Source organism: Mesorhizobium caraganae (assembly GCF_016836705.1).
GTDB lineage: Bacteria > Pseudomonadota > Alphaproteobacteria > Rhizobiales > Rhizobiaceae > Mesorhizobium > Mesorhizobium caraganae.
Map to the genome: position 1 here is coordinate 128,539 of NZ_JAFCGY010000013.1, position 23,355 is coordinate 151,893.

The 23,355-nt window shown below is 61.6% G+C and carries 25 protein-coding genes and 1 pseudogene; 11 read left to right on the forward strand and 15 right to left on the reverse strand.

What is annotated here, in order from left to right; genetic code table 11:
- Positions 1 to 182: 182 nt before the first annotated feature.
- The 3 genes from JQK88_RS21420 (at position 183) to JQK88_RS21430 (ending at position 3,993) form a co-directional block, all read left to right on the forward strand.
- Positions 183 to 1,859 carry an ABC transporter substrate-binding protein gene (locus JQK88_RS21420; RefSeq protein WP_192253437.1) on the forward strand — a complete coding sequence of 559 codons (1,677 nt, stop codon included), beginning with the start codon at positions 183 to 185 and terminating at the stop codon, positions 1,857 to 1,859.
- Between the two features lie 91 nt (positions 1,860 to 1,950).
- On the forward strand, positions 1,951 to 3,066 hold the full coding sequence (locus JQK88_RS21425; RefSeq protein ID WP_203279387.1) for a carbohydrate ABC transporter permease: 1,116 nt from the start codon (positions 1,951 to 1,953) through the stop codon (positions 3,064 to 3,066).
- A 9-nt stretch (positions 3,067 to 3,075) separates the two neighbouring features.
- Positions 3,076 to 3,993, forward strand: a complete 918-nt coding sequence (locus tag JQK88_RS21430; RefSeq protein WP_203279388.1) for a carbohydrate ABC transporter permease — start codon at positions 3,076 to 3,078, stop codon at positions 3,991 to 3,993.
- A gap of 92 nt (positions 3,994 to 4,085) precedes the next feature.
- Here JQK88_RS21430 and JQK88_RS21435 read toward each other — a convergent pair whose 3' ends face one another.
- The 3 genes from JQK88_RS21435 to JQK88_RS21445 all read right to left on the reverse strand — a co-directional run bounded on the left by JQK88_RS21435 (position 4,086) and on the right by JQK88_RS21445 (position 5,861).
- Complete coding sequence (locus JQK88_RS21435) at positions 4,086 to 4,427, reverse strand: hypothetical protein (RefSeq protein ID WP_192253428.1); 342 nt, start codon at positions 4,425 to 4,427, stop codon at positions 4,086 to 4,088.
- 118 nt (positions 4,428 to 4,545) lie between these two features.
- Positions 4,546 to 5,289 (reverse strand): creatininase family protein, encoded by a 744-nt coding sequence (locus JQK88_RS21440; protein WP_192253425.1) that lies wholly within the window; start codon positions 5,287 to 5,289, stop codon positions 4,546 to 4,548.
- Between the two features lie 5 nt (positions 5,290 to 5,294).
- On the reverse strand, positions 5,295 to 5,861 hold the full coding sequence (locus tag JQK88_RS21445; protein ID WP_192253422.1) for an SIS domain-containing protein: 567 nt from the start codon (positions 5,859 to 5,861) through the stop codon (positions 5,295 to 5,297).
- A 176-nt stretch (positions 5,862 to 6,037) separates the two neighbouring features.
- On the opposite strand from JQK88_RS21445, the gene JQK88_RS21450 reads away from it, so the two are divergent.
- On the forward strand, positions 6,038 to 7,060 hold the full coding sequence (locus tag JQK88_RS21450; RefSeq protein ID WP_203279399.1) for an aldo/keto reductase: 1,023 nt from the start codon (positions 6,038 to 6,040) through the stop codon (positions 7,058 to 7,060).
- 108 nt (positions 7,061 to 7,168) lie between these two features.
- On the opposite strand, the gene JQK88_RS21455 is transcribed toward JQK88_RS21450, so the two are convergent.
- From JQK88_RS21455 to clpP, 4 genes are all read right to left on the reverse strand, one after another.
- Positions 7,169 to 7,441, reverse strand: coding sequence for an HU family DNA-binding protein (locus tag JQK88_RS21455; RefSeq protein WP_112392385.1), 273 nt, complete (start codon positions 7,439 to 7,441; stop codon positions 7,169 to 7,171).
- A gap of 301 nt (positions 7,442 to 7,742) precedes the next feature.
- Positions 7,743 to 10,154, reverse strand: coding sequence for an endopeptidase La (lon, locus tag JQK88_RS21460; protein WP_203279389.1), 2,412 nt, complete (start codon positions 10,152 to 10,154; stop codon positions 7,743 to 7,745).
- 273 nt (positions 10,155 to 10,427) lie between these two features.
- Positions 10,428 to 11,702, reverse strand: a complete 1,275-nt coding sequence (clpX, locus tag JQK88_RS21465) for an ATP-dependent Clp protease ATP-binding subunit ClpX (RefSeq protein ID WP_023682305.1) — start codon at positions 11,700 to 11,702, stop codon at positions 10,428 to 10,430.
- A 294-nt stretch (positions 11,703 to 11,996) separates the two neighbouring features.
- A complete protein-coding gene (gene clpP / locus JQK88_RS21470; protein ID WP_192253416.1) occupies positions 11,997 to 12,626 on the reverse strand; it encodes an ATP-dependent Clp endopeptidase proteolytic subunit ClpP in 630 nt (209 codons plus the stop codon).
- 316 nt (positions 12,627 to 12,942) lie between these two features.
- Here clpP and JQK88_RS21475 point away from each other — a divergent pair, with 316 nt between their 5' ends.
- The 3 genes from JQK88_RS21475 (at position 12,943) to JQK88_RS21485 (ending at position 15,608) form a co-directional block, all read left to right on the forward strand.
- Positions 12,943 to 13,533 (forward strand): hypothetical protein, encoded by a 591-nt coding sequence (locus JQK88_RS21475; protein WP_203279390.1) that lies wholly within the window; start codon positions 12,943 to 12,945, stop codon positions 13,531 to 13,533.
- 96 nt (positions 13,534 to 13,629) lie between these two features.
- Positions 13,630 to 14,892, forward strand: a complete 1,263-nt coding sequence (locus JQK88_RS21480; protein ID WP_203279391.1) for a cytochrome P450 — start codon at positions 13,630 to 13,632, stop codon at positions 14,890 to 14,892.
- Positions 14,889 to 15,608: a transporter substrate-binding domain-containing protein gene (locus JQK88_RS21485; protein ID WP_203279392.1), complete on the forward strand. Its 720-nt coding sequence runs from the start codon at positions 14,889 to 14,891 to the stop codon at positions 15,606 to 15,608. Before JQK88_RS21480 ends, JQK88_RS21485 begins: the two co-directional genes overlap by 4 nt.
- Positions 15,609 to 15,611: 3 nt before the next feature.
- On the opposite strand, the gene JQK88_RS21490 is transcribed toward JQK88_RS21485, so the two are convergent.
- From JQK88_RS21490 to JQK88_RS21515, 6 genes and pseudogenes are all read right to left on the reverse strand, one after another.
- Positions 15,612 to 15,959 (reverse strand): cupin domain-containing protein, encoded by a 348-nt coding sequence (locus tag JQK88_RS21490; RefSeq protein WP_192253405.1) that lies wholly within the window; start codon positions 15,957 to 15,959, stop codon positions 15,612 to 15,614.
- A gap of 91 nt (positions 15,960 to 16,050) precedes the next feature.
- Positions 16,051 to 17,331, reverse strand: coding sequence for an O-acetylhomoserine aminocarboxypropyltransferase (locus tag JQK88_RS21495; RefSeq protein WP_192253402.1), 1,281 nt, complete (start codon positions 17,329 to 17,331; stop codon positions 16,051 to 16,053).
- Positions 17,332 to 17,512: 181 nt separating this feature from the next.
- Positions 17,513 to 18,034, reverse strand: coding sequence for a CoA-binding protein (locus JQK88_RS21500; protein ID WP_192253399.1), 522 nt, complete (start codon positions 18,032 to 18,034; stop codon positions 17,513 to 17,515).
- A pseudogene (locus tag JQK88_RS21505) lies at positions 18,031 to 18,811 on the reverse strand (AAA family ATPase). The gene JQK88_RS21500 and the pseudogene JQK88_RS21505 overlap by 4 nt, the downstream one beginning before the upstream one ends.
- A 9-nt stretch (positions 18,812 to 18,820) precedes the next feature.
- Complete coding sequence (locus JQK88_RS21510; RefSeq protein ID WP_192253396.1) at positions 18,821 to 19,243, reverse strand: VOC family protein; 423 nt, start codon at positions 19,241 to 19,243, stop codon at positions 18,821 to 18,823.
- 3 nt (positions 19,244 to 19,246) lie between these two features.
- The gene (locus JQK88_RS21515; RefSeq protein WP_203279393.1) at positions 19,247 to 20,062 is read right to left on the reverse strand and encodes an enoyl-CoA hydratase; all 816 of its coding nucleotides are present in this window, start codon (positions 20,060 to 20,062) and stop codon (positions 19,247 to 19,249) included.
- A gap of 176 nt (positions 20,063 to 20,238) precedes the next feature.
- Between JQK88_RS21515 and JQK88_RS21520 the strand changes: the two genes are divergently transcribed.
- Complete coding sequence (locus JQK88_RS21520; protein WP_192253390.1) at positions 20,239 to 20,685, forward strand: PaaI family thioesterase; 447 nt, start codon at positions 20,239 to 20,241, stop codon at positions 20,683 to 20,685.
- A 17-nt stretch (positions 20,686 to 20,702) separates the two neighbouring features.
- On the opposite strand, the gene JQK88_RS21525 is transcribed toward JQK88_RS21520, so the two are convergent.
- Positions 20,703 to 21,284, reverse strand: a complete 582-nt coding sequence (locus JQK88_RS21525) for a TetR/AcrR family transcriptional regulator (RefSeq protein WP_192253387.1) — start codon at positions 21,282 to 21,284, stop codon at positions 20,703 to 20,705.
- Positions 21,285 to 21,376: 92 nt separating this feature from the next.
- Here JQK88_RS21525 and JQK88_RS21530 point away from each other — a divergent pair, with 92 nt between their 5' ends.
- Positions 21,377 to 21,778 (forward strand): SRPBCC family protein, encoded by a 402-nt coding sequence (locus tag JQK88_RS21530; RefSeq protein WP_192253384.1) that lies wholly within the window; start codon positions 21,377 to 21,379, stop codon positions 21,776 to 21,778.
- 68 nt (positions 21,779 to 21,846) lie between these two features.
- On the opposite strand, the gene JQK88_RS21535 is transcribed toward JQK88_RS21530, so the two are convergent.
- Positions 21,847 to 22,074 carry a hypothetical protein gene (locus JQK88_RS21535; RefSeq protein WP_203279394.1) on the reverse strand — a complete coding sequence of 76 codons (228 nt, stop codon included), beginning with the start codon at positions 22,072 to 22,074 and terminating at the stop codon, positions 21,847 to 21,849.
- Between JQK88_RS21535 and rplM the strand changes: the two genes are divergently transcribed.
- Positions 22,073 to 22,537: a 50S ribosomal protein L13 gene (gene rplM, locus JQK88_RS21540; protein ID WP_192253381.1), complete on the forward strand. Its 465-nt coding sequence runs from the start codon at positions 22,073 to 22,075 to the stop codon at positions 22,535 to 22,537. The two genes, JQK88_RS21535 and rplM, sit on opposite strands and share 2 nt — an antisense overlap.
- A 1-nt stretch (position 22,538) precedes the next feature.
- Positions 22,539 to 23,021, forward strand: a complete 483-nt coding sequence (gene rpsI / locus JQK88_RS21545) for a 30S ribosomal protein S9 (RefSeq protein ID WP_027042360.1) — start codon at positions 22,539 to 22,541, stop codon at positions 23,019 to 23,021.
- The last annotated feature ends 334 nt before the right edge of the window (positions 23,022 to 23,355 follow it).

A 23,355-nucleotide genomic window follows, 5' to 3' on the forward strand; every position in this document is an offset into this window, starting at 1 on the left:
GGTAATCGATTACGCGAATAGTGGCGAGTGCCAATCCGACAGTCGGATTTTTTCCCGAAAATCGGAGCTTCAGGCGACGCAGGGTGGGGTCCCACGTCCCCGTGTGATAAAAGGAGAACCGCCGACGTTTCGGCGTCCGAGGATTGGTATTTCAATTCACGACTGTGTTCTGGGAGGAATAGATGAGAGTCGGTCTGTACGAAAAACTCGTCCGCGCGGGTGCGACCCGGCGTGACATACTCAAAGGTGCGGCCTCGATGGCCGCTATCGCTGCCGCTTCCGGCGCCGGGCTCGGCGCTTTCACACGCCCGGCTGCCGCCGCCAGCGAGCTGCGCGCCAAAATCCTGCAGATCCCCGGCGTCGGCAAAGGCCAGCCGACGGATTCCGACTTCCAGAAGGTCGGCGAACTCTGCCTGGAAGCCACCAAGGCCAACGTCAAGGAAGGCGAATTCGCCGGCGTCGAGCTCTCCTTCATGGGCCTCAACAACCAGAACCTTCACAATGTTTTGTTCCGCGGCTTCCTGAAGCCGTGGGAGGCCTACACCGGCGCCAAGATCAACTGGATCGACCTGGCGCAGGCCGACTACAATCCGCGTCTGCAGCAGGCTATCGCCACGAACACAATTGACTTTGATATCGTCGAGATGGGCGCGCCTTTCGAAGGCGATGTCTGCGGCAAGGGCCTCACTTCCGAGATGCCGGATTGGGTCAAGAAGCAGATCGATATGGACGACCTGGTGGCCTATCTGAAGCCGCCGGTCGGTACCTGGAACGGCAAGCAGTATCGCGTGACCGTCGACGGCGACGCACACAACTTCAATTACCGCACCGACGTGTTCTCCGACGCTGATCTGACAGCAGCCTGGAAAGCCGATAGCGGCGACAAGGCAGGCCTGACGGAATGGGGCGTGCCGAAGACCTGGCAGCAGGTGCAGGCCGTGACAAAGTTCCTCAAGGGCAAGCAGATGAAGGGCCAGGACGTTTACGGCTACCTCGACGCGCCCAAGGCATGGGGTGGATTCGGCTTCTACTTCCTTGGCAGCCGTGCCAGTGCTTATGCCAAGCACCCTGATGACAAGGCGTGGCTGTTCGACGCCGATACGATGAAGCCGCGCGTCAACAATCCGGCCTGGGTACGGGCGATCCAGGACGTGATCGACGCGCTGCCCTTCGAACCGCAAGATCAAATCAATGCCGACCCGAACCAGACCTGCTTCTCCCAGTTCCTGGGCGGCACGGGTTCGATGCTGGCTTGGTGGGGAGACGCTGGCTCGAATGCGAAGACTAACGACTCCTCGGTCGTCGGCGACGTCACAGGCTTCTCGATCCTGCCGGGCTCGGACGATGTCTATAATTCCAAGACCGGCAAGTGGGACAAGCTCGCCAGCGGGCCGAACTATGCGCCGAACTGCGCCTATCTCGGCTGGGGCGTCTATGTCATGGCCCGCGTCGATAGCGACGAGAAGAAGAAGAAGGCGGCATGGTCGGCCGCCGCCCATCTCGGCGGCAAGGACCTGTCACTGTGGTGCGCGGCGTATCCGTCGGGCTTCCAGCCTTATCGCAACTCGCATTTCGACATTCCCGAATGGGTGGCGGCAGGCTATGATGAGGCGTTCATCACCTCGTATCTAAAGTCGGAAGCCGACAGCTACAACCATCCGAATGCGGCGATCGAACCGCGCATCCCCGGCATCTTCCAATATTACAGCGCCGCGGAGGACATTCTGGCCAACACATTCGCCGGCAAGATGAAGGCGCAGGAAGGCGCAGACGCCATTGCCGCGGCCTGGGAGAAGCTGACCGACCAGATCGGCCGCGAAAACCAGATCAAGCTCTACAAAGCCTCGCTCGGCATGTAGGCTGTTACCGTGAAATGGGTCCGGCGGCGCAAAGCCGCCGGACCTGACCGGATCGGGCCGGTCGCAGGCATAGTTTGAACGGACGGGACGCGTGGCTGACCAGACCACCAATGCATGGCCGGCAAACGCCGGTCCAGCCGATCTGATCTCGCCAGGCCGCAAGCAGCTTGGCTTTGCCGTGATGGCCGTGGCCACGCTTGGCCTGCTGGCGGTGATCGCGCTGCAGATCCTCTACAAGAGCGAAGTCACCACGCTCGGTTTCGACACCTGGCGCCCCATCGTCTACGCCTACATTCTGTGGGGCGTGGCGCTCGCCGTCGGCCAGGTGCTGACGCGCGGCGAAGACGGCCAGCGCGCGCTGTTCTTGCTGCCCGCGCTTTTGTTCACCATCGCCATGGTGATCTTCCCGACCCTGTTCGGCTTCTACATCGCGCTGACCGACTGGAACCTGTCGTCCTTCGCCGGCCGCAAGTTCAACGGGCTCGACAATTTCTGGCAGATGCTGGCTGACCCCTACTACCGCAATGCGCTGTTCAACATGGTGCTCTATGTGCTCGCGGTGCTGGTCGAGTACGTCATCGCCTTCGGCCTGGCGCTGCTGCTCAACGCGCAGATCCGGGCCCGAAAATTCTTCCGCGTCGTCTTCCTTTTGCCGCTGATGCTGTCGCCGGTTGCGGTATCTTGGATGATCGGCAAGTCGCTGATGGAATACCGCTTCGGGCCGGCGGCGACGCTGGCGCGCCATCTCGGCTGGGACAACCCCGCCTTCTTCTCCAACCCGATCACCGCCCGCATCTCGATCATGGTGCTCGACGCCTGGACCTTCATCCCGTTCATGATGATCATGCTGCTGGCCGGCCTGCAGGCGATGTCGCGCGACGTGCTGGAAGCGGCACGCGTCGACGGCGCCACGACCTGGCAGACCTTCTGGCAGGTCACCTTCCCGCTGATGCTGCCGGTGTCGGTGACGGCGGTGATCCTGCGCATCATCTTCAAGCTGAAGTTGGCCGACATCATCATCACCGTCACCTCCGGCGGCCCCGGCGGCGCCACGGATTCGGTCTCGAGCTTCATCTACCGCGAGTACCGCGACCGCTCGAATGTCGGCTACGGCACCATGCTGGCGATGGCCTATCTCGTCCTCATCGTCGTGTTCGTGACCTGGCTGTTGAAATTCGCCAACCGCTTCGTGCGCAATGTGAACTGACAGGGGATCATGAGCGTCCAGACCACCGACTATGTCGCTTCGGAAATCCGCTCGCCGGTGGGTTTTTTGGCCAATCGCGTGTTCATTTATGGCGCGCTGGCGTTCTGGGCTTTCATTTGCCTGTTCCCGATCTACTGGACGATCACTACCTCGTTCAAGACGGCCGTCGACGTCACCCAGGGCCACCTCATCCCGTTCGTCGACTTCCAGCCGGACTGGAAGGGCTGGCGCTCGCTCGGCCTGTCGCCGGATTCGATCTTCCAGACCTCCACGGTGCGCGAGGAATTCTTCAAGCGCTTCATGAATTCGGTCATCACCTCGGTCGGTGCATCGAGCCTTGCGATCGTCATCGGCAGCCTCGCCGCCTACGGGCTGACCCGCTATCGCTATCAGTTCGCCTGGTTCAAGAACGAGGACATCTCGTTCTTCTTCCTGTCGCAGCTGATACTGCCGCCGGTGGTGCTGGCCCTGCCCTTCCTGGTGCTCTACCGCGAAGTCGGCCTGCTCGACACTCGCATCGGGCTGATCCTGCTCTACACGCTGATGGTGCTGCCGATCGTCATCTGGATCATGCGCGACCAGTTCAACTCGATCCCCGTCGAGCTCGAGGAAGCCGCCTTGGTCGATGGGCTGTCGATCTGGGGCGCCTTTTTCCGCATAGTCATGCCGATTGCTCTCCCCGGCATGGTCGCCGCCTTCATCCTGGCAATGGTGCTGTGCTGGAACGAGTACTTTTTCGCCGCGCTGCTGACCTCGACCGATGCCAAGACCATTCCGGTCATGGTGGCCAGCCAGACCGGCTCACAAGGCATCAACTGGTGGTCGATGGCGGCGCTCGCCACCGCCGCGATCGCGCCGCTGGCGGTCATTGGCATCGCGCTGGAGCGCTACCTGATCATGGGCATGACGGCAGGGGCGGTGAAGTAGGTGGGGCGATGCCGGTCGGCGCCCTGATCGGCTGTTGATAGCCGGGTGTAGGGGCCGAGCGCGGTGGGGGCAAGCATGCCGCGAGTTTTCACCTACATCGCCTCTGACGGCGCAAAGAAGCAATTTTCGTGCTCCTCTGTCGGATGCAGGCAGATGTGGAAGTTGTCGTCTCCTGACGGAATGACACTGTCGTAGGGGACAAAATAGCGGTTTTGGTGAGTGACCTTCCGATGGTCTCCCGGCCGCAAGATGATCACGTAGCCATCGGCCTGTGGTGTAACGGTGATGCTGGGAATTCTACCGCATTCGCCTGCCACTAGATCGCCATGACAGCAGGCTGGCGGATAAGTCCAGCCGCTGTCGGTACTGTGCGCAAACGCAGAAACGTTTTGAAGTGCTGCAGCCGTGGCGATCACGCCTGCCAAGCTTGTCATGCGTCGTTTTCCTACCGCGTGCACCGAGCGGCTTCCAAGCTTAGTTGGAACCATTGTACCTTATTCGAACTTGCTAATATATAGACGGAAGGGCTTCCTGCCGTTCGAAGGGCACTGGCTAGCGCAAAAGCGTCGCACGAAGGTGATCGAGGATCATGGCGACACCCTTTTGCCCGAGTTCGGCGGACGCCTCCGGCGCACTTGCCGTGTACCAGCTCGTGTTGTCCGCGAAATGTCCGGCATCGACTGCTTCCGGGCACAGCGCCAGCATCAGCGACGTCTCGCCGATGCCAGCATGGTCGAACGGGTACTTGCCGTTCATGGCGGCCGACATCAGCGGATGCACCTGCACCCAGTTGAAGAAATTTTCGCCGGCGGCGTGCCCGGCATAATAGTCGGCCATCTCGTTCGAACCCCACCAGCCCTCGCCGCGCTGCTTCTCGAGGAAGCGGAAGATCGCCTGGCGGCCGGCAGCCTTGAAGGCGAGATCGGTCGGCATCCCCGCCGCGAAATTCTCGGTCTGGTGGTGGATGATCGCGTGGATGTTGCGAAAGCCGATGCGTAGCAGGCTGTAGAACAGCTCTTCGCCAAACGGCGCCAGCTGATTGCCGCCAACCTGCACCGAACCGCTGCCTTCGGGCGCCGCCACCGCATAGCTCGCCGCGCCGTAGTAGAAGGACGGCAGGATGACGATGTCGGCTTCCTTTTCGTAGAGCTCCAGCGTCTTGATGACGGCCAGCGTGTCCATGCCGACGGCCATGTGCTCGCCGTGATATTCCAGCACGCCGAGCGGGAGGACGACCGGCCAGTTCTCGGCGATCGCCTTGCGGATCTGGTGCGGCAGCATCAATTCGTAGCGCATCGCGCCTACTCCAAGTTGGTGTGGCGCGCGCGCATGGCCTCGGACGACTGGCCGGTCAGCCCCTTGAGCTTCAGCACCATCACCTCGAACAGCAGGAACAAAGCGCCTTCGAAGACCGAGCCCATCGGCAGCAGCGATGTCTTTTGCGGCCCCTGGTCGCGGGCCATGGTCTGCGCCGGGATCAGCAAGGTGAAGTCGGCGAGTGCGGTCGCACTGCCCCCGGCCTCGGCGGTGAGCAGCAGCACCGTCGCGCCGGCGTCACGGGCGACCTGCATCAAGGTAAGCACCGTCGTGGTCTCGCCCGGACCGGAACTGACCAGGAAGACATCGCCCGGGCCAAGAGGGGGCGTGTTCATGTCGCCGACCACCGACACGTCGAGCCCAAGGTGATAGAGCCGCATGGCGAGGCCCTTGAGCTGCAAGGCCTCGCGGCCGCAGCCATAGACGACGATTTTTTGCGCGCGGGCAAGCGTTGCGCAAGCAGTGTCGATGCCGGCTTCGTCGACGCGCGCCAGCACGGCGCCCAGCTCTTGCAGGGCGGTCGCGAACATATCCGAGCCGGCATTCGTCATCAGGGTTCCGCCAGGGTTGTGGCCGGGATTTCCGGTTGCGCATTTGCCGGGAAAGGCTTGTTTTTGTTCATGCTATCACCGCGAAAATGCGTGTCCAACAGCCGCCGCGGCTTTTGCTGTGCCACCGGCGTGATAGTGTCATGTCAGACAAATCAATCCAGGAAATCTCAAGCGACATGAAGACACAGCATTTCGACCGCATCGGCAATGACGGCATCGACTTCACCGAACTCGGCTTCGGCAGCGCGCCGCTCGGCAACCTCTACCGAGCCGTCCCCGACGAGGATGCCAATGCCACGCTGGAGGCGGCGTGGGCGACCGGCTGCCGCTACTACGACACCGCGCCGCTCTATGGCTTAGGTCTCGCCGAAACCCGCCTCAATGCCTTCCTGCGCGGCAAAAGCCGTGACGACTATGTGCTGTCGAGCAAGGTCGGCCGCCTGTTACGCGTTTGCCCGCCGGAAGAGCGCACCGGCATCGGCAAGTTCTTCGACACGCCGACGCGCCGCGAAATCTACGACTACAGCTATGACGGCGTCATGCGCTCGTTCGAGGCATCGCTGGAACGGCTCGGCGTCGACCGCATCGACATCCTTTTCGTCCACGACCTCGACATCTTCACCCATGGCAGCAAGGAAGCGTCCGACCAGCGTATCGAGGAGTTCATGGCCTCGGGCTACAACGGACTGCTTGCGCTGCGCGACCAGGGTGTGATCAAGGCGTTCGGCGGCGGCATCAACGAATGGGAGGTCTGCCAGACGCTGGCCGAGCGCGGCGATTTCGACCTGTTCCTGCTGGCCGGGCGCTACACGCTGCTCGAGCAGGAAGCGCTTGCCACCTTCCTGCCGCTCTGTGAGAAGCGCGGCATCGGCATCGTGCTCGGTGCCCCCTACAATTCCGGCATACTGGCGACCGGGCCGAAGCCAGGCGCCTATTACAATTACTCCGAGGCGCCACACGACATCATGGATCGCGTCGGCCGCATCGAGGCGGTCTGCAAGCGCCACGGCGTCAGGCTGATCGAGGCAGCGCTGCAATTCCCGCTGCTGCACCCGTCCGTGGTGTCGGTCATCCCCGGCGGCCAGCGGCCGGCCGAGGTTGAAAGCAACCGCGCACTGCTCGACGCCAAGCTGCCCGCGGCACTTTGGGCCGATCTCAAGCAGGAAGGCCTGATGAGGGCCGACGCGCCGGTGGGCTGAAGGCTCGCCTCAGCGGGCTGACGGCCTGCCGTGTCGCGTTGCCGTCGAGGCAAAAGAAAAGCCGGGCGAACCCGGCTTTTCAAGATTCTCTGAAAAGAAAAAATGGTCTTAGTTGACCGCGTCCTTGAGGCCTTTGCCGGCCGAGAACTTCGGCACGGTACGCGCCGGAATCTTCACTTCCGCGCCAGTCTGCGGGTTGCGGCCAGTCGACGCCGCACGCTTGGAGACGGTGAAATTTCCGAAGCCGACGAGCCGTACATCGCCGCCCTTCTTCAGTTCGCCAGTGATGACGGAGAACACCGCATCGACCGCCGACTGTGCGTCACCCTTCGAAATGCTCGCGGATTCAGCGACAGCGGAAACCAGTTCGTTCTTGTTCATAAAAATTCCCTTCCATGAGAAAAACCGGAACTTTTCGACTCATCCGGCAGGAAACGGACTTTAGAAAGAAGCGCTCCCGCAACCAAGTCGAAAAGCGCGGAAAAAGTTCGAAAAAGCCCGGAAAAGGTGGGTTTTTCACATGAAAAAGCCGGGCTCAAGGCCCGGCTCTCTCTTTGTGCACTGCACCTTTAGTATTTTCTAACGCATGGCCCCGAAAACCGTGGCCGGTTTTCGGAAAGGACCATGCGCCAGTCTAGAGTGCTAGAGCGTCCTTTGCGCGTCCAAGTGGACGCGCGGCGCTCTAGTGTGCAAGCGACTTTCCAGCATCGTCGGCGCTGTCGGTCGTGGCCGGCGGATTGACCGGTTCGACCCACTCGATCGGCTCCGGCATGCGCACCAGCGCATGCCTCAGAACCTCGCCGACGCGTGAGACCGGAATGATCTCCATGCCGTTCTTCACATTGTCCGGAATCTCCGCCAGATCCTTGGCGTTGTCTTCCGGGATCAGCACCTTCTTGATGCCGCCGCGCAGTGCGGCAAGCAGCTTCTCCTTGAGGCCGCCGATCGGCAAGATGCGGCCGCGAAGCGTTATCTCGCCAGTCATCGCCACATCGGCCCTGACCGGAATACCCGTCAGTACCGATACAATGGCTGTCGCCATGGCGGCACCTGCGGACGGTCCGTCCTTCGGCGTGGCGCCTTCCGGCAAGTGCACATGGATGTCGCGCTTGTCGAACAGCGGCGGCTCGATGCCGAAATCGATGGCCCGCGAGCGGACATAGGAGGCCGCCGCCGAAATCGATTCCTTCATCACGTCGCGCAGATTGCCGGTCACCGTCATGCGACCCTTGCCGGGCATCATGACGCCTTCAATCGTCAGCAACTCGCCACCGACTTCCGTCCAGGCAAGTCCGGTGACGACACCGACCTGATCGTCAGCCTCGACCTGACCGAAGCGGAAGCGCGGAACGCCGAGGTAATCCGAAAGATTGGCCGCCGTGATCGCGACCGACTTCTTCTTCGTCTTCAGGATCTCGGTCACCGCCTTGCGCCCGAGCTTCATCAGCTCGCGCTCCAGGCTTCTGACGCCCGCTTCACGGGTGTAGGTCTGGATGATGCCGCGGATCGCGTCCTCGCTGACCGAAAACTCCTTCGGCTGCAGGGCGTGGTCGCGAACCACCTTGGGCATCAGGTGACGCTTGGCGATCTCGATCTTCTCGTCCTCGGTGTAGCCGGCGATACGGATGATCTCCATGCGGTCCATCAAGGGCGCAGGGATGTTCAGCGTGTTCGCCGTCGTCACGAACATCACGCTCGAAAGGTCGTATTCGACCTCGAGGTAATGGTCCATGAACGTCGAGTTCTGCTCGGGATCGAGCACCTCGAGCAAGGCCGATGACGGATCGCCGCGGAAGTCCTGGCCCATCTTGTCGATCTCGTCGAGCAGGAAGAGCGGGTTGGACTTCTTGGCCTTCTTCATCGACTGGATGACCTTGCCGGGCATCGAACCGATATAGGTGCGGCGGTGACCACGGATCTCGGCCTCGTCACGCACGCCGCCGAGCGCCATGCGGATGAATTCGCGGCCGGTCGCCTTGGCGATCGACTTGCCGAGCGAGGTCTTGCCGACGCCGGGAGGGCCGACGAGGCACAGGATCGGCCCCTTCAGCTTCTTCTGGCGGCTCTGCACGGCGAGATACTCGACGATGCGGTCCTTGACCTTGTCGAGGCCGAAATGATCGGTGTCGAGCACGTTCTGCGCGAAAGCCAGGTCCTGCTTGACCTTGGAGTTCTTGCCCCACGGGATCGACAGGATCCAGTCGAGATAGTTGCGCACGACGGTCGATTCAGCCGACATTGGCGACATCGTCCGCAGCTTCTTCAACTCGGCTTCCGCCTTTTCGCGGGCCTCCTTGGAGAGCTTGGTCTTCTTGATGCGCGCCTCGATCTCGGCGGCCTCGTCGCGGCCGTCCTCGCCTTCGCCGAGCTCCTTCTGGATCGCCTTCATCTGCTCGTTGAGGTAGTATTCGCGCTGCGTCTTCTCCATCTGGCGCTTGACGCGCGAGCGGATGCGCTTCTCCACCTGCAGGACGGAGATTTCGGCTTCCATGAAGCCCATCGCCTTTTCCAGCCGCTCCTTGACGGAAAGCGTGGCCAGCATCTCCTGCTTTTCAGGGATCTTGATGGCAAGGTGCGAAGCGACCGTATCGGCGAGCTTGGAATAGTCGTCGATCTGGCTGGCAGCGCCCACCACTTCGGGCGAGATCTTCTTGTTCAGCTTGACGTAGTTTTCGAAGTCGGTGACGACCGAACGGGCGAGCGCCTCGACCTCAACCTCTTCCTCTTCCGGCTCGACCAGCGCGGCAGCGCGGGCTTCGTGGAAGTCCGGACGGTCGGTGAACGAGACGATTTTGGCACGCGAAGCACCTTCGACCAGCACCTTGACGGTGCCGTCGGGCAGCTTCAGCAATTGCAGCACATTGGCGAGCGTGCCGATGTCGAAAATCGCATCGGGCTCGGGATCGTCATCGGCGGCATTCATCTGGGTGGCAAGCAGGATCTGCTTTTCCTGACCCATAACCTCTTCCAGCGCCTTGATCGACTTTTCACGCCCGACAAAGAGCGGAACGATCATGTGCGGGAACACCACGATGTCGCGCAGTGGGAGGACTGCGAAGACGCCGTCGCTGGGAGCCTTGGATATTTTGGCCATTGTCCAACCTTTCATGTCGCGGCCGCTAATTGAGCCAACCGCGAATCTCATATTAACGACCGCGGGTCGTTCCGCCTACCACCGTTTGTGACGGGAGTTTTACAGCACAGAATTCGGCACCACGGCCTTCCAGTGTTAGTTGGATGCACAAGGGGCAAAGATCAAGGGTCAACACGGGCCGTTCGTCCACTCCAGCACTAGAACTGATACCTCACCACAGCAAAACGGCGCCCAAAGGGCGCCGTTCCATAAAAAATTGAGCCAGATGCCGTGTCAGGCGCTGACGTTGCCCTTCTTTTCCTTCTGCTCGGAATAGATGTAGAGCGGCCGGGCGCTGCCGGTCACCACTTCTTCCGAAATCACCACTTCGCGCACGCCTTCCAGCGCGGGCAGTTCGAACATGGTGTCGAGCAGGATCGCTTCCATGATCGAGCGCAGGCCGCGGGCGCCTGTCTTGCGCTCGATGGCGCGCTTGGCGATTGCCGACAGCGCATTCTCGTGGAAGGTCAGGTCGACACTCTCCATCTCGAACAGCCGCTGATACTGCTTGACCAGCGCGTTCTTCGGCTCGGTCAGGATCTGGATCAGCGCCGGCTCGTCGAGGTCTTCAAGCGTCGCCAGGACCGGCAGACGGCCGACAAACTCGGGAATGAGGCCGAACTTCAGGAGATCCTCGGGCTCGACCAGGCGGAAGACGTCGCCGGTGCGACGATCCTCGGGCGAAGCGACGATGGCGCCGAAGCCGATCGAGGTCTTCCTGCCGCGATCCGAGATGATCTTGTCCAGCCCGGCGAAGGCGCCGCCGCAGATGAACAGGATGTTGGCGGTGTCGACCTGCAGGAATTCCTGCTGCGGATGCTTCCTGCCGCCCTGCGGCGGCACGGAGGCGACCGTGCCTTCCATGATCTTCAACAGCGCCTGCTGCACGCCCTCGCCCGACACATCGCGGGTGATCGAGGGGTTGTCCGACTTACGCGAAATCTTGTCGATTTCGTCGATGTAGACGATGCCGCGCTGGGCGCGCTCGACATTGTAGTCGGCCGACTGCAGCAGCTTCAGGATGATGTTTTCGACGTCCTCACCGACATAACCGGCTTCGGTCAGGGTCGTGGCGTCGGCCATGGTGAAGGGAACGTCGATGATGCGGGCCAGCGTCTGGGCAAGAAGCGTCTTGCCGCAGCCGGTCGGGCCGATCAGCAGGATGTTGGACTTCGCCAGCTCGACGTCGTTGTTCTTGCCGGCATGCGCCAGGCGCTTGTAGTGGTTGTGCACGGCCACCGACAGCACGCGCTTGGCGTAGGGCTGGCCGATGACATAGTCGTCGAGGACCTTGAGGATCTCCTGCGGGGTCGGCACGCCCTCGCGTGACTTCACCATCGAGGTTTTGTTCTCCTCGCGGATGATGTCCATGCAGAGCTCGACGCACTCGTCGCAGATGAACACCGTCGGGCCGGCGATCAGCTTGCGCACCTCGTGCTGGCTTTTGCCGCAAAACGAGCAATAAAGCGTGTTCTTGGAATCACCGCTGTTGTTGCCGACCTTGCTCATTTTCCTGTCCTTTCATCGCCGCCCGCCGATGGTCTGGCTGGAACGGCGCATATTCTATCTATCGCGGGAATTCGCCGCCGCCAGTGTCCCGGCTCCCGCAACGCAATCCGTACGAAACACAAATCAGAAAACGTAGCAATGATTCGCGACAACCCCACCCAAAGCTAAGCCGTCGAAAATCAACATAGCATTAACGTAGGCAATCCCATCCGCCGAGGGAACAGCCAATTGTGGCCGAAATGCCGCAAATCCCAGCAAAAGCGCGTTATCCCGCCATTCAACTGCCATGCAGCCTTATGCGGCAACGCCTTCGACCGGCTCGCGCGACGAAATGACCTTGTCGATGAGGCCGAAATCCCTGGCTTCGTCGGCGGTCATGAAATGGTCGCGGTCAAGCGTCTTTTCGATCTCTTCGTAGCTCTTGCCGGTGTGCTTGACGTAGACCTCGTTGAGGCGGCGCTTCAGCTTGATGATGTCCTGGGCGTGGCGCTCGATGTCGGAAGCTTGGCCCTGGAAGCCGCCGGAAGGCTGGTGCACCATGATGCGGGCATTCGGCGTGGCAAAACGCATATCCTTGTGACCGGCGGTCAGAAGCAGCGAGCCCATCGAGGCGGCCTGGCCGATGCACAGCGTCGACACCGCCGGCTTGATGAACTGCATGGTGTCGTAGATCGCCATGCCCGAGGTCACCACGCCACCCGGCGAGTTGATGTAGAGGTTGATCTCTTTCTTCGGGTTCTCGGCCTCGAGGAACAAAAGCTGTGCACAAACGAGCGTCGCCATGCCGTCTTCGACCGGGCCGGTGATGAAAATGATGCGCTCTTTCAGCAGGCGCGAGAAAATGTCGTAAGCCCGCTCGCCGCGATTGGTCTGCTCGACCACCATCGGAACGAGGTTCATGTAGGTTTCGACGGGGTTCTTCATGGACTATCCCTTTTTGGAGATGGGGATTCCGGCGCCGGAAACATTAGCAATCGGGCAGAATCGGTTCTGGACGGTTAGGATGTAAATAGGATGCCGGCTCACCCTAGCGCAAGGCCGCCTTCTCCTAGCCATCTGGTTAAGTCGAATCAAGGTTTCCGCGCAAGGGGAGCCCGAACGCGGCCGGCCGTGCTTTCGGTGTAGCAATTCCTTAACCGCATCGCTTAACGAAATGCGGCGAAACCGCTTTCCCCGGGAGAAGCATACCCTACAATTCAACGTTGAACCTGTGTTTTCGCGTTCAAACAGAGGGAGTGCCATGATCAGGAAAACTGCCTGTCTCGCCATTTCCGGCCTTGCCGGTCTCGGCATGGTGTCCGAAGCGGTCGCCGGCGGCCGCGCCGTCGAATGCTACGAGCCGGTGCACAGGCCTGCGCTCTATGACACCGTCTATGAAGACGTCATGGTCAGCCCCGGCGGGCAGTTGGTCGATTACGACCCGCCGATCTACGGCACGCTTGAGCGCGTCGAGCAGATCGCGCCGCCCCGCGTCAGCTATGAGGTCGTGCCGGCCATCACCCGCACCGTCTATCACACGGTCAAGGTCGACGATGGCGGCTATGCCTGGGAGTGGCGCGTCATCCATGGCCGCCGGGTGCTGTGCAAGATCTGGCGCAAGGCGCGCTATGCGCGTGTCGCCGAAACGGTGGTGGTTGCACCAGAACGCACCCGCCGGGTCGCGCTGCCGGCCGAATATGAGAGCGTTGCGCATGAAGTGCTGGTGCGGCCCGAGCGGCGGCACATCACTGAGATTGCGCCGTCATACCAGCGGGTGGCGCGCCGGGTGGTGGTACAGGAAGGCTCGACCAGCTGGCGCCGCGTGCACATTGCGCGCCATTGCCAGGATTAGACGTCGAGAGCCGTCCCGGCTGGCTCAATCCACAGGCCCGTCGGTGGCCAACATACGGTCTGGCACCAAGCTGGCAAGCCGCGCTAATGGTCTGGCATGACCAAATCCATGCCGCCCTACCTCTCCTTTGATCCAGCCGCGCGCCGCCTGCGGCTCGATCCGCACGAACCGGCGTTTTTCCAGAACCCTTACGACGCCTACGCCTTCCTGCATGGCGCATCGAAGGCCTTCTTCTGGGAAGAATTCGGCTTCTGGTGTTTTGGCGGCTTCGACGACGTCAACCGGCTGCTGCGCGACCGCCGTTTCGGCCGCCAGAACCCGGCCGGCATCCCCGACAGCCGCGGCATCGGCGAGGATCGTTCGCATCTCGCCGCCTTCGACAGCATCGAGGTGAATTCGATGCTGGAGCGGGAGCCGCCGGAGCACACCAGGCTGCGGACACTGGTCAACCGCGCCTTCGTCTCGCGGCAGGTCGAGCGGCTGCGGCCGCGCGTCGAAGCGCTCGCAAATGAGCTGATCGACCGGTTCGAGCCGGGCCAGGTCGACCTACTGCCTGCCTTCGCCGCGCCTTTGCCGATCACCATCATTGCCGAAATGCTCGGCGTGCCGATCGAGATGGGGCCGCAACTGCTCGACTGGTCGCACCAGATGGTGGCCATGTACATGCACGGCCGCACCCGCGAGACAGAGGAGACGGCCAATCGCGCCGCGCACGATTTTTCCGACTTTTTGCGCGGCTACGTCACCGAGCGGCGCAAAAAGCCCGGCGACGATCTGTTGTCGCTGCTGATCGCGGCGCAGGAGGATGGCCAGAAACTCTCGGAGGACGAACTGGTCTCGTCCGCCATCCTTTTGCTCAATGCCGGCCACGAAGCAACGGTCCACCAGACCGGCAACGCCGTGCGCTCATTGCTGGCGCAAGGCGGCGATCCCGGCCGTTTCTTCACCTCGCCGGAGGCTACCACGGCCACCGTCGAGGAATGCCTGCGCTTCGACGCGCCGCTGCACATGTTCACCCGCTACGCCTATCAGGAGATCGAGGTGACATCAGGGGTTGTCGTACAACCGGGCGAGACGATCGGTCTGCTGCTCGGCATGGCCAACCATGATCCGCTTGCCTTTGCCGAACCCGAGGTCTTCCGGCCCGGCCGCGCCGACCAGAAGAATGTCTCGTTCGGCGCCGGGATCCATTTCTGCATCGGCGCGCCGCTGGCGCGGCTGGAATTGCAGGTGTCGCTGAAAACGCTGTTCGAGCGGCGGCCGGAGTTGCGCCTGGCCGAGGCGCCGCGCTTCCGCGACAGCTATCACTTCCACGGGCTGGAAAAGCTCGCGGTGAGTTTCCAGGGCAACGCGAAATGAGATTCGCCTTCCTGCAGGAACCTCCTTTCTGCTTCACCGATGCTTCCGGCAAGCTCGGCGGCTGCGACGCAAAGCTCGCCGAGAAGATTGGCCAGATGGTTGAGCTGGCGGATTTCTCGCCCATCGAGACAGAGTTCGCCGAGTTGCTGCCCGGAGTAGCCAAAGGCCGCTGGGATATGACCACAGGCCTGTTCATCTCGGACGAGCGCCGAAAGCTCGTCGACTTTACGCGACCGATCTGGGCATTGCCTGACGGGCTGATGGTCGCGAAGGGCGATCCGCTGGGGTTGGCGGGCTACCGCTCGCTCGCCCGGAACCCCTCGGCGATATTGGCCGTGATCTCAGACCAGATTCAGCATCAAACCGCACTGCAGAACGGCGTTCCCCCCGGACGGATCAAAACAATCGCAACGCAGGCGGAAGCAGCGGAGGCCGTGGCGCAGGGTATAGTGCAGGCCTATGCCAGTGTCGCCATAGCGCATCGAGGTTACATCACCCGCGAACCCGATGCTCGGCTCGACGTCGTCGATGTTCCGGTATCCGAGAAGCAGCCTGCCGCCGGCGCCTTCGCGCTGGCCAAGAACAATGCCGCGCTACGTCAAAAGGTGGATCGGTGCCTGGATGAATTGCTCGGCAGCTCGTGGCACCGGGAGATGATGAGCCAATACGGTTTTTCCGACGATGATATTGACCGGCTGCTGTGGGCCGGCCGCTAGCCGTTAAAGCCTGATCACATATTCCTTGCGGGTGGTCTCGAGCACTTCCCAGGTCCCTTTGAAACCCGGCCGCAGCACGAAACTGTCGCCCGCCCGCACAGTACGCGCCTTACCACCATCCTCGGCGATCACCGACACGCCCGCCAGGATGTGGCAGAACTCCCATTCGTCGTAGACGATGCGCCACTTGCCCGGTGTCGCTTCCCAGATGCCGGCATAAAGGCCGCCGTCGCGTTCCTCGACATTCCAGGTGCGGAATTTGGGATCGCCCGCAATCAGGCGATCCGGCGCCGGTGCGCCATGCTCGGCGTCGACGCTGTCGGTCGATATCGTCAGGTAATGCGTGGACAAGAATTGCCTCCATGAAAGAGCACGGCCCCGTGCCGGCTCACCCCCACCCCGGCGCTACGCGCCGACTTCCCCACAAGGGGGAGGGTAAAGATCAAACCTTGGCCAGGGCCTGTTCCAGATCGGCGACGATGTCGTTGACATCCTCGATGCCGACCGACAACCGGACCGTGTCCGGTCCCGCGCCGGCATTGACCTTCTGCTCGTCGGAAAGTTGGCGATGCGTGGTCGAGGCCGGGTGGATGACCAGCGACTTGGTGTCGCCGACATTAGCCAGATGCGAGAACAGTTCCAGCGCCTCGACGAATTTAACGCCCGCCTCGTAGCCGCCCTTCAGGCCGAAGGTGAAGACAGCGCCAGCCCCCTGCGGCGAGTACTTCTTCTGCAGCGCGTTGTTCTTGTCGCTGGGCAGGCCGGGGTAGTTCACCCAGGCGACCTTGGGATGGTTGGACAGCCAGCCCGCGACGGTGACCGCGTTGTCGCAATGGCGCTGCATCCGGAGCGGCAAGGTTTCCAGGCCGGTGAGGATCAGGAAGGCGTTGAAGGGCGAGATCGCCGGGCCAAGGTCGCGCAGGCCGAGCACGCGGGCGGCGATGGCGAAGGCGAAATTGCCGAAGGTTTCGTGCAGGACGAGGCCGCCATATTCGGGGCGCGGCTCCGACAGCATCGGGTATTTGCCCGATTTCGACCAGTCGAAGGTGCCGCCATCGACAATGGCGCCGCCGATCGAATTGCCGTGGCCGCCGATGAATTTGGTCAGCGAATGGACGACAATGTCGGCGCCATGCTCGATCGGCCGCACCAGATACGGCGAGGCCAGCGTGTTGTCGACGATCAACGGCAGGCCGTGCTTGCGGGCAATGTCGCCGATCTTCTCGATGTCGACGAAGACGCCGCCCGGATTGGCCAGGCTCTCGATGAAGATCGCCTTGGTCTTGTCGTCGATCTGGCTCTCGAAGGTCGCGATGTCGTTGGTGTCGGCCCAGCGCACCTCCCAGCCATAATTCTTGAAGGCATGACCGAACTGGTTGATGGAGCCGCCGTAAAGCCTTGTCGCGGCAACGAAATTGTCGCCGGGCCGCATGAGATTGTGGAACACGATCACCTGCGCGGCATGGCCGGAGGCGACGGCAAGTGCGGCCGTGCCGCCTTCGAGCGCCGCGATCCGCTCCTCCAGCACCGCCTGGGTCGGGTTCATGATGCGGGTGTAGATGTTGCCGAAGGCCTTCAGCCCGAACAGCGAGGCGGCGTGGTCGGCATCGTCGAAGACGAAAGAGGTCGTCTGGTAGATCGGCGTGGCGCGTGCGCCGGTCGCCGGGTCGGGCTTGGCGCCGGCATGGACGGCGAGCGTGTTAAAACCGGGCGTGCGGGTCATCGAAACCTCCCTCTCCTGAACCTTCTGAAAATCGTGGGCATTCTTGGCGAACCGCAGCCACGAATGCAAAGAACAAAAAACCTTTCGGCAAGCGATCTACGATGAACGCGCGGGGAACTTCATCGCTTCCCGGAATAGTTTTGCTCGCCTGGGAACCGAGCATGGCTTTCGGGATCGCGGTCTATTTCTGGCGCACGCCAAAACTCTGGAATCCCGACCGCATCAGCGGCTTCTTCGATGACAGCACACCCGAGTTGACACCGGTCCAGCCGATCTCGCCCGACAGCTTGCCATATTCGATCTTGGGGCAGCGGTTCATCACCACCTTGATGCCGGCCGCTTCGGCGCGCGCCGCCGCCTCGTCATTGCGCACGCCAAGCTGCATCCAGATCACCTTCGGCAAGGGATTGAGCTTCAGCACCTCATCGAGAATGCCGGGCACTGCAGCGGAGGCCCGAAAAATGTCGACCATATCGACCGGACCCGGCAGATCGGCCAGGCTGGCATAGACTGTGCGGCCAAGGATTTCCTTGCCGGCCTGCCCGGGATTGATCGGGAAGACCAAAAAACCCTTGGCCAGCAGGTATTTCAGCACGAAAAAGCTCGGCCTGACGTCATTGGCCGACGCGCCGACCATGGCGATGGTCTTCACCGAATTGAGGATGCCGCCGATATAGGCATTGTCGTAGGTATCGTGGTTCACTCGTCAGTCTCCCTCAACGCTTCCTCCATAAAGGACTGCGGGTCGGTGCAGAAGTCGCGCATCATGCGAAAATGATCGGTGTCGCTGAAATCGGTCGGGTCGAGGCCGAAGCGGCTGATACGAAACAGCCGCGCACCGGGACAAGCCATCAGCAGCGGCGAATGCGTGGCCATGATCACTTGCGCCGTGCCCGACTGGTCCATGCGCCGCAGCATTTTCAGCAGCTCGATCTGCCGCGACGGCGACAGCGCGCTTTCGGGCTCGTCGAGGATGTAGATGCCTTGCCGGCGGCAGCGCTCCTCGAAAAAAGCGGATGAATCCCTCGCCATGCGACCAGGACAGGAAATCCGGCGGCGTTCCGCCGGATTCTCTGGCCGCCTCGTCGAGGTAACGGGCAACAGAATAGAAGGATTCGGCGCGAAAGAACCAACCGGCTGTAACCTTCGGCAGCCAATGGCAGCGAAAGCTGTTGACCAGCCCAGCACCGCTCTTGTCGATGGCACGGGAATAGTCGACCGGCCTGTAGCCCTTGCCGCCGCCGGCCTCGTCGTAACCGGCCAAAGCACCAATCGCTTCAAGCAAGGTAGATTTGCCGGTGCCGTTTTCGCCGACGATGATGGTTATCGGCGTGGTGAATTCCAGTTCGAACTCACGGCCACGAAACAGCGGCAGGTTCCAGGGATATTTCTCCCAGTCCTCCTCGACCTTTGTGGCGTCGAGCAGGATGCGCTTGAGATAAGGCGCCTTCAGTCGCGTCAGTTGCTTGCGATAGGCCATGCGGACCGATCAGTCCGGCAGCGAGATGCTGCCGTCTTCCGCGATCGGAAAGGCCGGATTGTGCGCGACTTCCCAGACATGGCCGTCGGCATCGGCGAAATAACCGTACCAGCCGCCCCAGAAGGCGCGCCCTGCCGGCTTGACGATCCTGCCGCCGGCTTTTTCCGCCATGGCGAGCACCTCATCGACTTCGGCGTCGGAGCGGGTGTTGTAGGCGAGGTAGACCGCCGACGGCGCCCTGGCGAAGGTGACGCCTGAATCTTCTTCGGCGCTTTGGCGTGGAAACAAGCCGAGAATGGCACTGCCCATCTGGAAGAAGGCAACGCCGTCGGTGATGCCGGCGTGACGCTTCAGGCCCATCGCCTCGTAGAAGCGCACGGCGCGGTCGAGATCGTCGGTGGCGATGGTGATAATCGAGATGCGCGGTTCCATGTTTTAGTCGTCCGTCCATTCCGGCTTGCGCTTGCCGATGAAGGCGCCAATGCCTTCTTCTGCGTCGCGCGCCAGCATATTCTCGACCATGATCCGACCGGTATAGGCATAGGCGTCGGCCAACCCCATTTCGGCTTGCGCGTAAAAGGCTTCCTTGCCCGTCTTGACCACCAGAGATGATTTGGAAGCAATGGTTTGCGCGTATTTGGTGACGATCTGATTCAGGTATTCGCGCGGCACGACGCGATTGACCAGGCCGAATTCCTTGGCGGTTGCCGCATCGATGGTCTCGCCGGTCAGCAGCATCTCCATGGCGTGCTTGCGCGAGACGTTGCGCGACAGCGCCACCATCGGCGTCGAGCAGAACAGGCCGATATTGACGCCCGGCGTGCAGAACGTCGCTTCATGCGAGGCGATGGCGAGGTCGCAGCTGGCGACCAGCTGCAGCCCGGCGGCGGTGGCGAGGCCGTCGACTTCAGCGATTATAGGCAGCGGATGGCGCACGATCGCCTGCATCAGGCCAGCACAAGCCGAAAATGTGTGCTCGAAGAACGCCTTGCCCTTGTCCGCGTCGGCGCGGCGCGCGGTCATTTCCTTGAGGTCGTGACCCGCACAGAAAACCTTTCCGGCCGCCGCCAGGACGATGACGCGGACGGATTTGTTGGCTTTTGCATGGTCAAGCTCGGCACTCAGCGCCGCCATGACGGCCAGCGACAAGGCATTGGCAGGCGGGTTGGCGAGCGTCAGACGGAGCACGCCCTTGTCCAGCCTGGCGATGACCGGACCTTCGGGCGGCTTGATCGCGACGATTTCGGCCATGAGCCGCTTCTCCCCAGTCGAGTTGGATGACTACAATCTAGTATGCGATCTCCGATCGTCCAACACCCTGAAACCGATGCTGGCACAAGCGACGCACCGATCTGACGCCATCGGCGACGGTTGCAACGCGCACCGGACCACGTTCATACAGGCACAGGTGCCAAGGGGAAACCGACATGCCCGCCCAGGACAGTCTCAAACCGGTGCTGACGGCGCCTGAAGTCAATGCGCTGATGGCCAGCGTCTATCCGCAGCTCAACGACGAATTCACCTTCTATGAGGCGCTCGACGTGTTCCCGGGCGGCTGCACGGTGCGGCTCAATGCCGACGAGCGGCATTTGCGGCCGGGCGGCACGGTGTCCGGCCCTTCGCTGTTTACGCTGGCCGACATTGGCGGCTATGTCTGCGTGCTCAGCCACGCCGGACCGGATGCCCTATCGGTGACCACCAACCTCAACATCAACTTTGTCCGCAAGGCCGAGGCGGGGCCGATCGACGGGCATTGCCGCATCCTGAAGCTGGGCAAGAGCCTGATGGTGTTCGATATCGACATCGTCGCCGGACCGGACGGACACACGGTGGCGCATGCCACGGGCACCTATTCGATCCCGCCGAAGCGGTAGCCGCATTCCCGCGTCAGTTACTTGTCTGGCACTCCCAGAATTTGCAGGACCGTCTCGCGAATGAGGCGTCGCAAGTTTGTCGGTTTGTCTAGGTGGCTGGTGATAAGCAGTCCGTCGCTGGCTACGGTGAGGATGTCGGCGGTGGTTTCGGCGTGCGCATTTCGGTCAGCCACAAGCAAATCGCGCAAGAGGTCATGCTTCCAAAGCCTATGTTCGGCGATTGCCTGCCGCACCGGATGACTAGGGTCGGGATATTCGGCGGCGGCGTTCAGAAACGGACAGCCGCGGTAGCCAGGCTGAGTGGCGGCGTCCGCAACAAGATCAAAGATAGCCAAGATCGATTCCCGGGCGGATCGGCCGATGATCTTGTCAGTCATGGCCCTCCCTTGCCGGCTTTGCTCCTGAATGTACGCGCGGACGAGTTCGTCTTTGGCAGGAAAGTACTTGTAGAACGTGGCCTTGGCCACGCCTGCCTCGGCGATGATCCGGTCTATGCCGACCGCGTGCACGCCCTCGGCATAGAATAGGTTCGTAGCCGTGTTGAGAATGCGCTTGCGCGCAGCACTCTCCCTGCTGATGTCAGTAGCGTGACCCATCATATCAAATACCCTTTGACGTCAATTCCTTTCGGACATACAGACAGACTTGTCTAGTAGACAAACCTGTCTGCTTTCAAACGAGAGGTGTCAAAATGGGATCAGTTATCAGGGAAATCATCGTCGATGCATCGCCTGAGAGGGTTTGGCAGACCGTAGGCAACTTCGCCGATGGGCCACGACTAACAACGCCAGATATTTTCGTGGATTGCAGGTTGATCGAGCCCGACTTGCGGCAAATGACTTTCGCCGACGGCAACGTCGTGCGGGAGAGGCTCATCGCCCGCGACGAACAGGCACGCCGGATCGTCTGGGCGTGGGAAGGAGAGGAGGTGGCGCACGACAACACCTCCATGCAGGTCTTTGCAGAGAACAATGGCCGCAGCCGGCTGGTGTGGATTCATGACACCTCGCCGGACGACCTCTGCGGTTGGCTTGCCACTGCGATGGACCAAATTGCGCCGGAGATCCAACGCTCGCTTGAAGGCGCCAACTGAAGACCGGATCAGTCAAGGGACGTTCCGGCCATGCACCGGAACGTTTTTTCGTGCGGTATTGTAATACCTTATTGCCAACTCATTGTTTTTCCACATTCTTTCAGGAATAGCCCAGCGACTTCAGGCTTGACGCGATCCCTGCCCTCGCCTATAAGCCCACCCGAAGCAGCGGCCCGCAAAGGCCGCCGTTTTGTTATTTGGCGGCGGGCAAGTGCCTTGTCGCCAATCCAAGCAACAAGAAACGCCTTTTCTCCATCGTTTGGCGAAGGTTCAAAACCGAAAGTGACAAAATCCATGGCAACCTTTTCGCAGAAGCCTGCGGATGTGGTGAAGAAGTGGGTGCTGATCGACGCCGAGGGTCTCGTCGTCGGCCGTCTCGCCACTGTCATCGCCAATCATCTTCGCGGCAAGCACAAGCCCACCTTCACCCCGCATGTCGACGACGGCGACAACGTCATCGTCATCAATGCCGACAAGGTGGTGTTCACCGGCAAGAAGTTCACCGACAAGGTCTATTACTGGCACACCGGTCACCCCGGCGGCATCAAGGAGCGCACCGCGCGCCAGCTGCTCGAGGGCCGTTTCCCCGAGCGTGTCGTTGAGAAGGCCGTCGAACGCATGATCCCGCGCGGGCCCCTCGGCCGCCGCCAGATGAAGAACCTCCGCGTCTATGCAGGCACGGAACATCCGCATGTCGCCCAGCAGCCCGTCACGCTCGACGTGGCCAAGCTGAACGCCAAGAACAAGAAGGTTGCATAAGATGGCTGAGCTTTCCTCGCTCGCAGAATTGGGCGCCGCCACCGGCAACACCAACACCCAGCCGGCAGCACCCGTCCATGTCCAGAAGCTCGACAAGTCGGGCCGCGCCTATGCCACCGGCAAGCGCAAGAACGCCATTGCGCGCGTCTGGGTGAAGCCGGGTTCCGGCAAGATCGTCGTCAACGACAAGGAATTCGCGACCTATTTCGCGCGCCCGGTCCTGCAGATGATCCTCAACCAGCCGATCATCGCTTCCAACCGCGCCGGCCAGTACGACATCGTCGCCACTGTCGTCGGCGGCGGCCTGTCCGGCCAGGCGGGTGCGGTTCGTCACGGCATCTCCAAGGCGCTGACCTACTACGAGCCGGCACTGCGCGCCGTGCTCAAGAAGGGCGGCTTCCTGACCCGCGACAGCCGCGTCGTCGAGCGCAAGAAGTACGGCAAGGCGAAGGCCCGCCGCTCCTTCCAGTTCTCGAAGCGCTAAGCGCTGCGACGTTCCAGACAATCGAAAAGGCCGCCTTTGGGCGGCCTTTTTGTTTGGGTCTCGGCAGTCACCCCACCCGCGCCTTCGGCGCGACCTCCCCATCGAGGGGAGGTAGAAGGTCGCGGCAGTTTCGCCCGATGCCATTCAATAAGGTGGCAGGGCACGGAACGACAGTGCAAGGGGCGCGACGCCCTACCTCCCCTCGATGGCAGGGGAATCGCAGATAAGTTGATTGGCTCTTGCCAAGTAGGAAAAGAGGGATTCTTGAGAGGCTTTCTCGCTACAGAGGAGGCCGCGGTGCCGTTGATTATGTCTATCCTGCGAGAGGTTCGAG

Coding starts and splice junctions, on each gene's coding strand:
- JQK88_RS21420 (WP_192253437.1), top strand. CDS start 183: ATGAGAGTCGGTCTGTACGAAAAACTCGTCCGCGCGGGTGCGACCCGG.
- JQK88_RS21430 (WP_203279388.1), top strand. CDS start 3,076: ATGAGCGTCCAGACCACCGACTATGTCGCTTCGGAAATCCGCTCGCCG.
- JQK88_RS21435 (WP_192253428.1), bottom strand. CDS start 4,427: ATGACAAGCTTGGCAGGCGTGATCGCCACGGCTGCAGCACTTCAAAAC.
- JQK88_RS21440 (WP_192253425.1), bottom strand. CDS start 5,289: ATGCGCTACGAATTGATGCTGCCGCACCAGATCCGCAAGGCGATCGCC.
- JQK88_RS21445 (WP_192253422.1), bottom strand. CDS start 5,861: ATGACGAATGCCGGCTCGGATATGTTCGCGACCGCCCTGCAAGAGCTG.
- JQK88_RS21450 (WP_203279399.1), top strand. CDS start 6,038: ATGAAGACACAGCATTTCGACCGCATCGGCAATGACGGCATCGACTTC.
- JQK88_RS21455 (WP_112392385.1), bottom strand. CDS start 7,441: ATGAACAAGAACGAACTGGTTTCCGCTGTCGCTGAATCCGCGAGCATT.
- lon (WP_203279389.1), bottom strand. CDS start 10,154: ATGGCCAAAATATCCAAGGCTCCCAGCGACGGCGTCTTCGCAGTCCTC.
- clpX (WP_023682305.1), bottom strand. CDS start 11,702: ATGAGCAAGGTCGGCAACAACAGCGGTGATTCCAAGAACACGCTTTAT.
- clpP (WP_192253416.1), bottom strand. CDS start 12,626: ATGAAGAACCCCGTCGAAACCTACATGAACCTCGTTCCGATGGTGGTC.
- JQK88_RS21475 (WP_203279390.1), top strand. CDS start 12,943: ATGATCAGGAAAACTGCCTGTCTCGCCATTTCCGGCCTTGCCGGTCTC.
- JQK88_RS21480 (WP_203279391.1), top strand. CDS start 13,630: ATGACCAAATCCATGCCGCCCTACCTCTCCTTTGATCCAGCCGCGCGC.
- JQK88_RS21485 (WP_203279392.1), top strand. CDS start 14,889: ATGAGATTCGCCTTCCTGCAGGAACCTCCTTTCTGCTTCACCGATGCT.
- JQK88_RS21495 (WP_192253402.1), bottom strand. CDS start 17,331: ATGACCCGCACGCCCGGTTTTAACACGCTCGCCGTCCATGCCGGCGCC.
- JQK88_RS21510 (WP_192253396.1), bottom strand. CDS start 19,243: ATGGAACCGCGCATCTCGATTATCACCATCGCCACCGACGATCTCGAC.
- JQK88_RS21515 (WP_203279393.1), bottom strand. CDS start 20,062: ATGGCCGAAATCGTCGCGATCAAGCCGCCCGAAGGTCCGGTCATCGCC.
- JQK88_RS21520 (WP_192253390.1), top strand. CDS start 20,239: ATGCCCGCCCAGGACAGTCTCAAACCGGTGCTGACGGCGCCTGAAGTC.
- JQK88_RS21525 (WP_192253387.1), bottom strand. CDS start 21,284: ATGATGGGTCACGCTACTGACATCAGCAGGGAGAGTGCTGCGCGCAAG.
- JQK88_RS21530 (WP_192253384.1), top strand. CDS start 21,377: ATGGGATCAGTTATCAGGGAAATCATCGTCGATGCATCGCCTGAGAGG.
- rplM (WP_192253381.1), top strand. CDS start 22,073: ATGGCAACCTTTTCGCAGAAGCCTGCGGATGTGGTGAAGAAGTGGGTG.
- JQK88_RS21535 (WP_203279394.1), bottom strand. CDS start 22,074: ATGGATTTTGTCACTTTCGGTTTTGAACCTTCGCCAAACGATGGAGAA.
- rpsI (WP_027042360.1), top strand. CDS start 22,539: ATGGCTGAGCTTTCCTCGCTCGCAGAATTGGGCGCCGCCACCGGCAAC.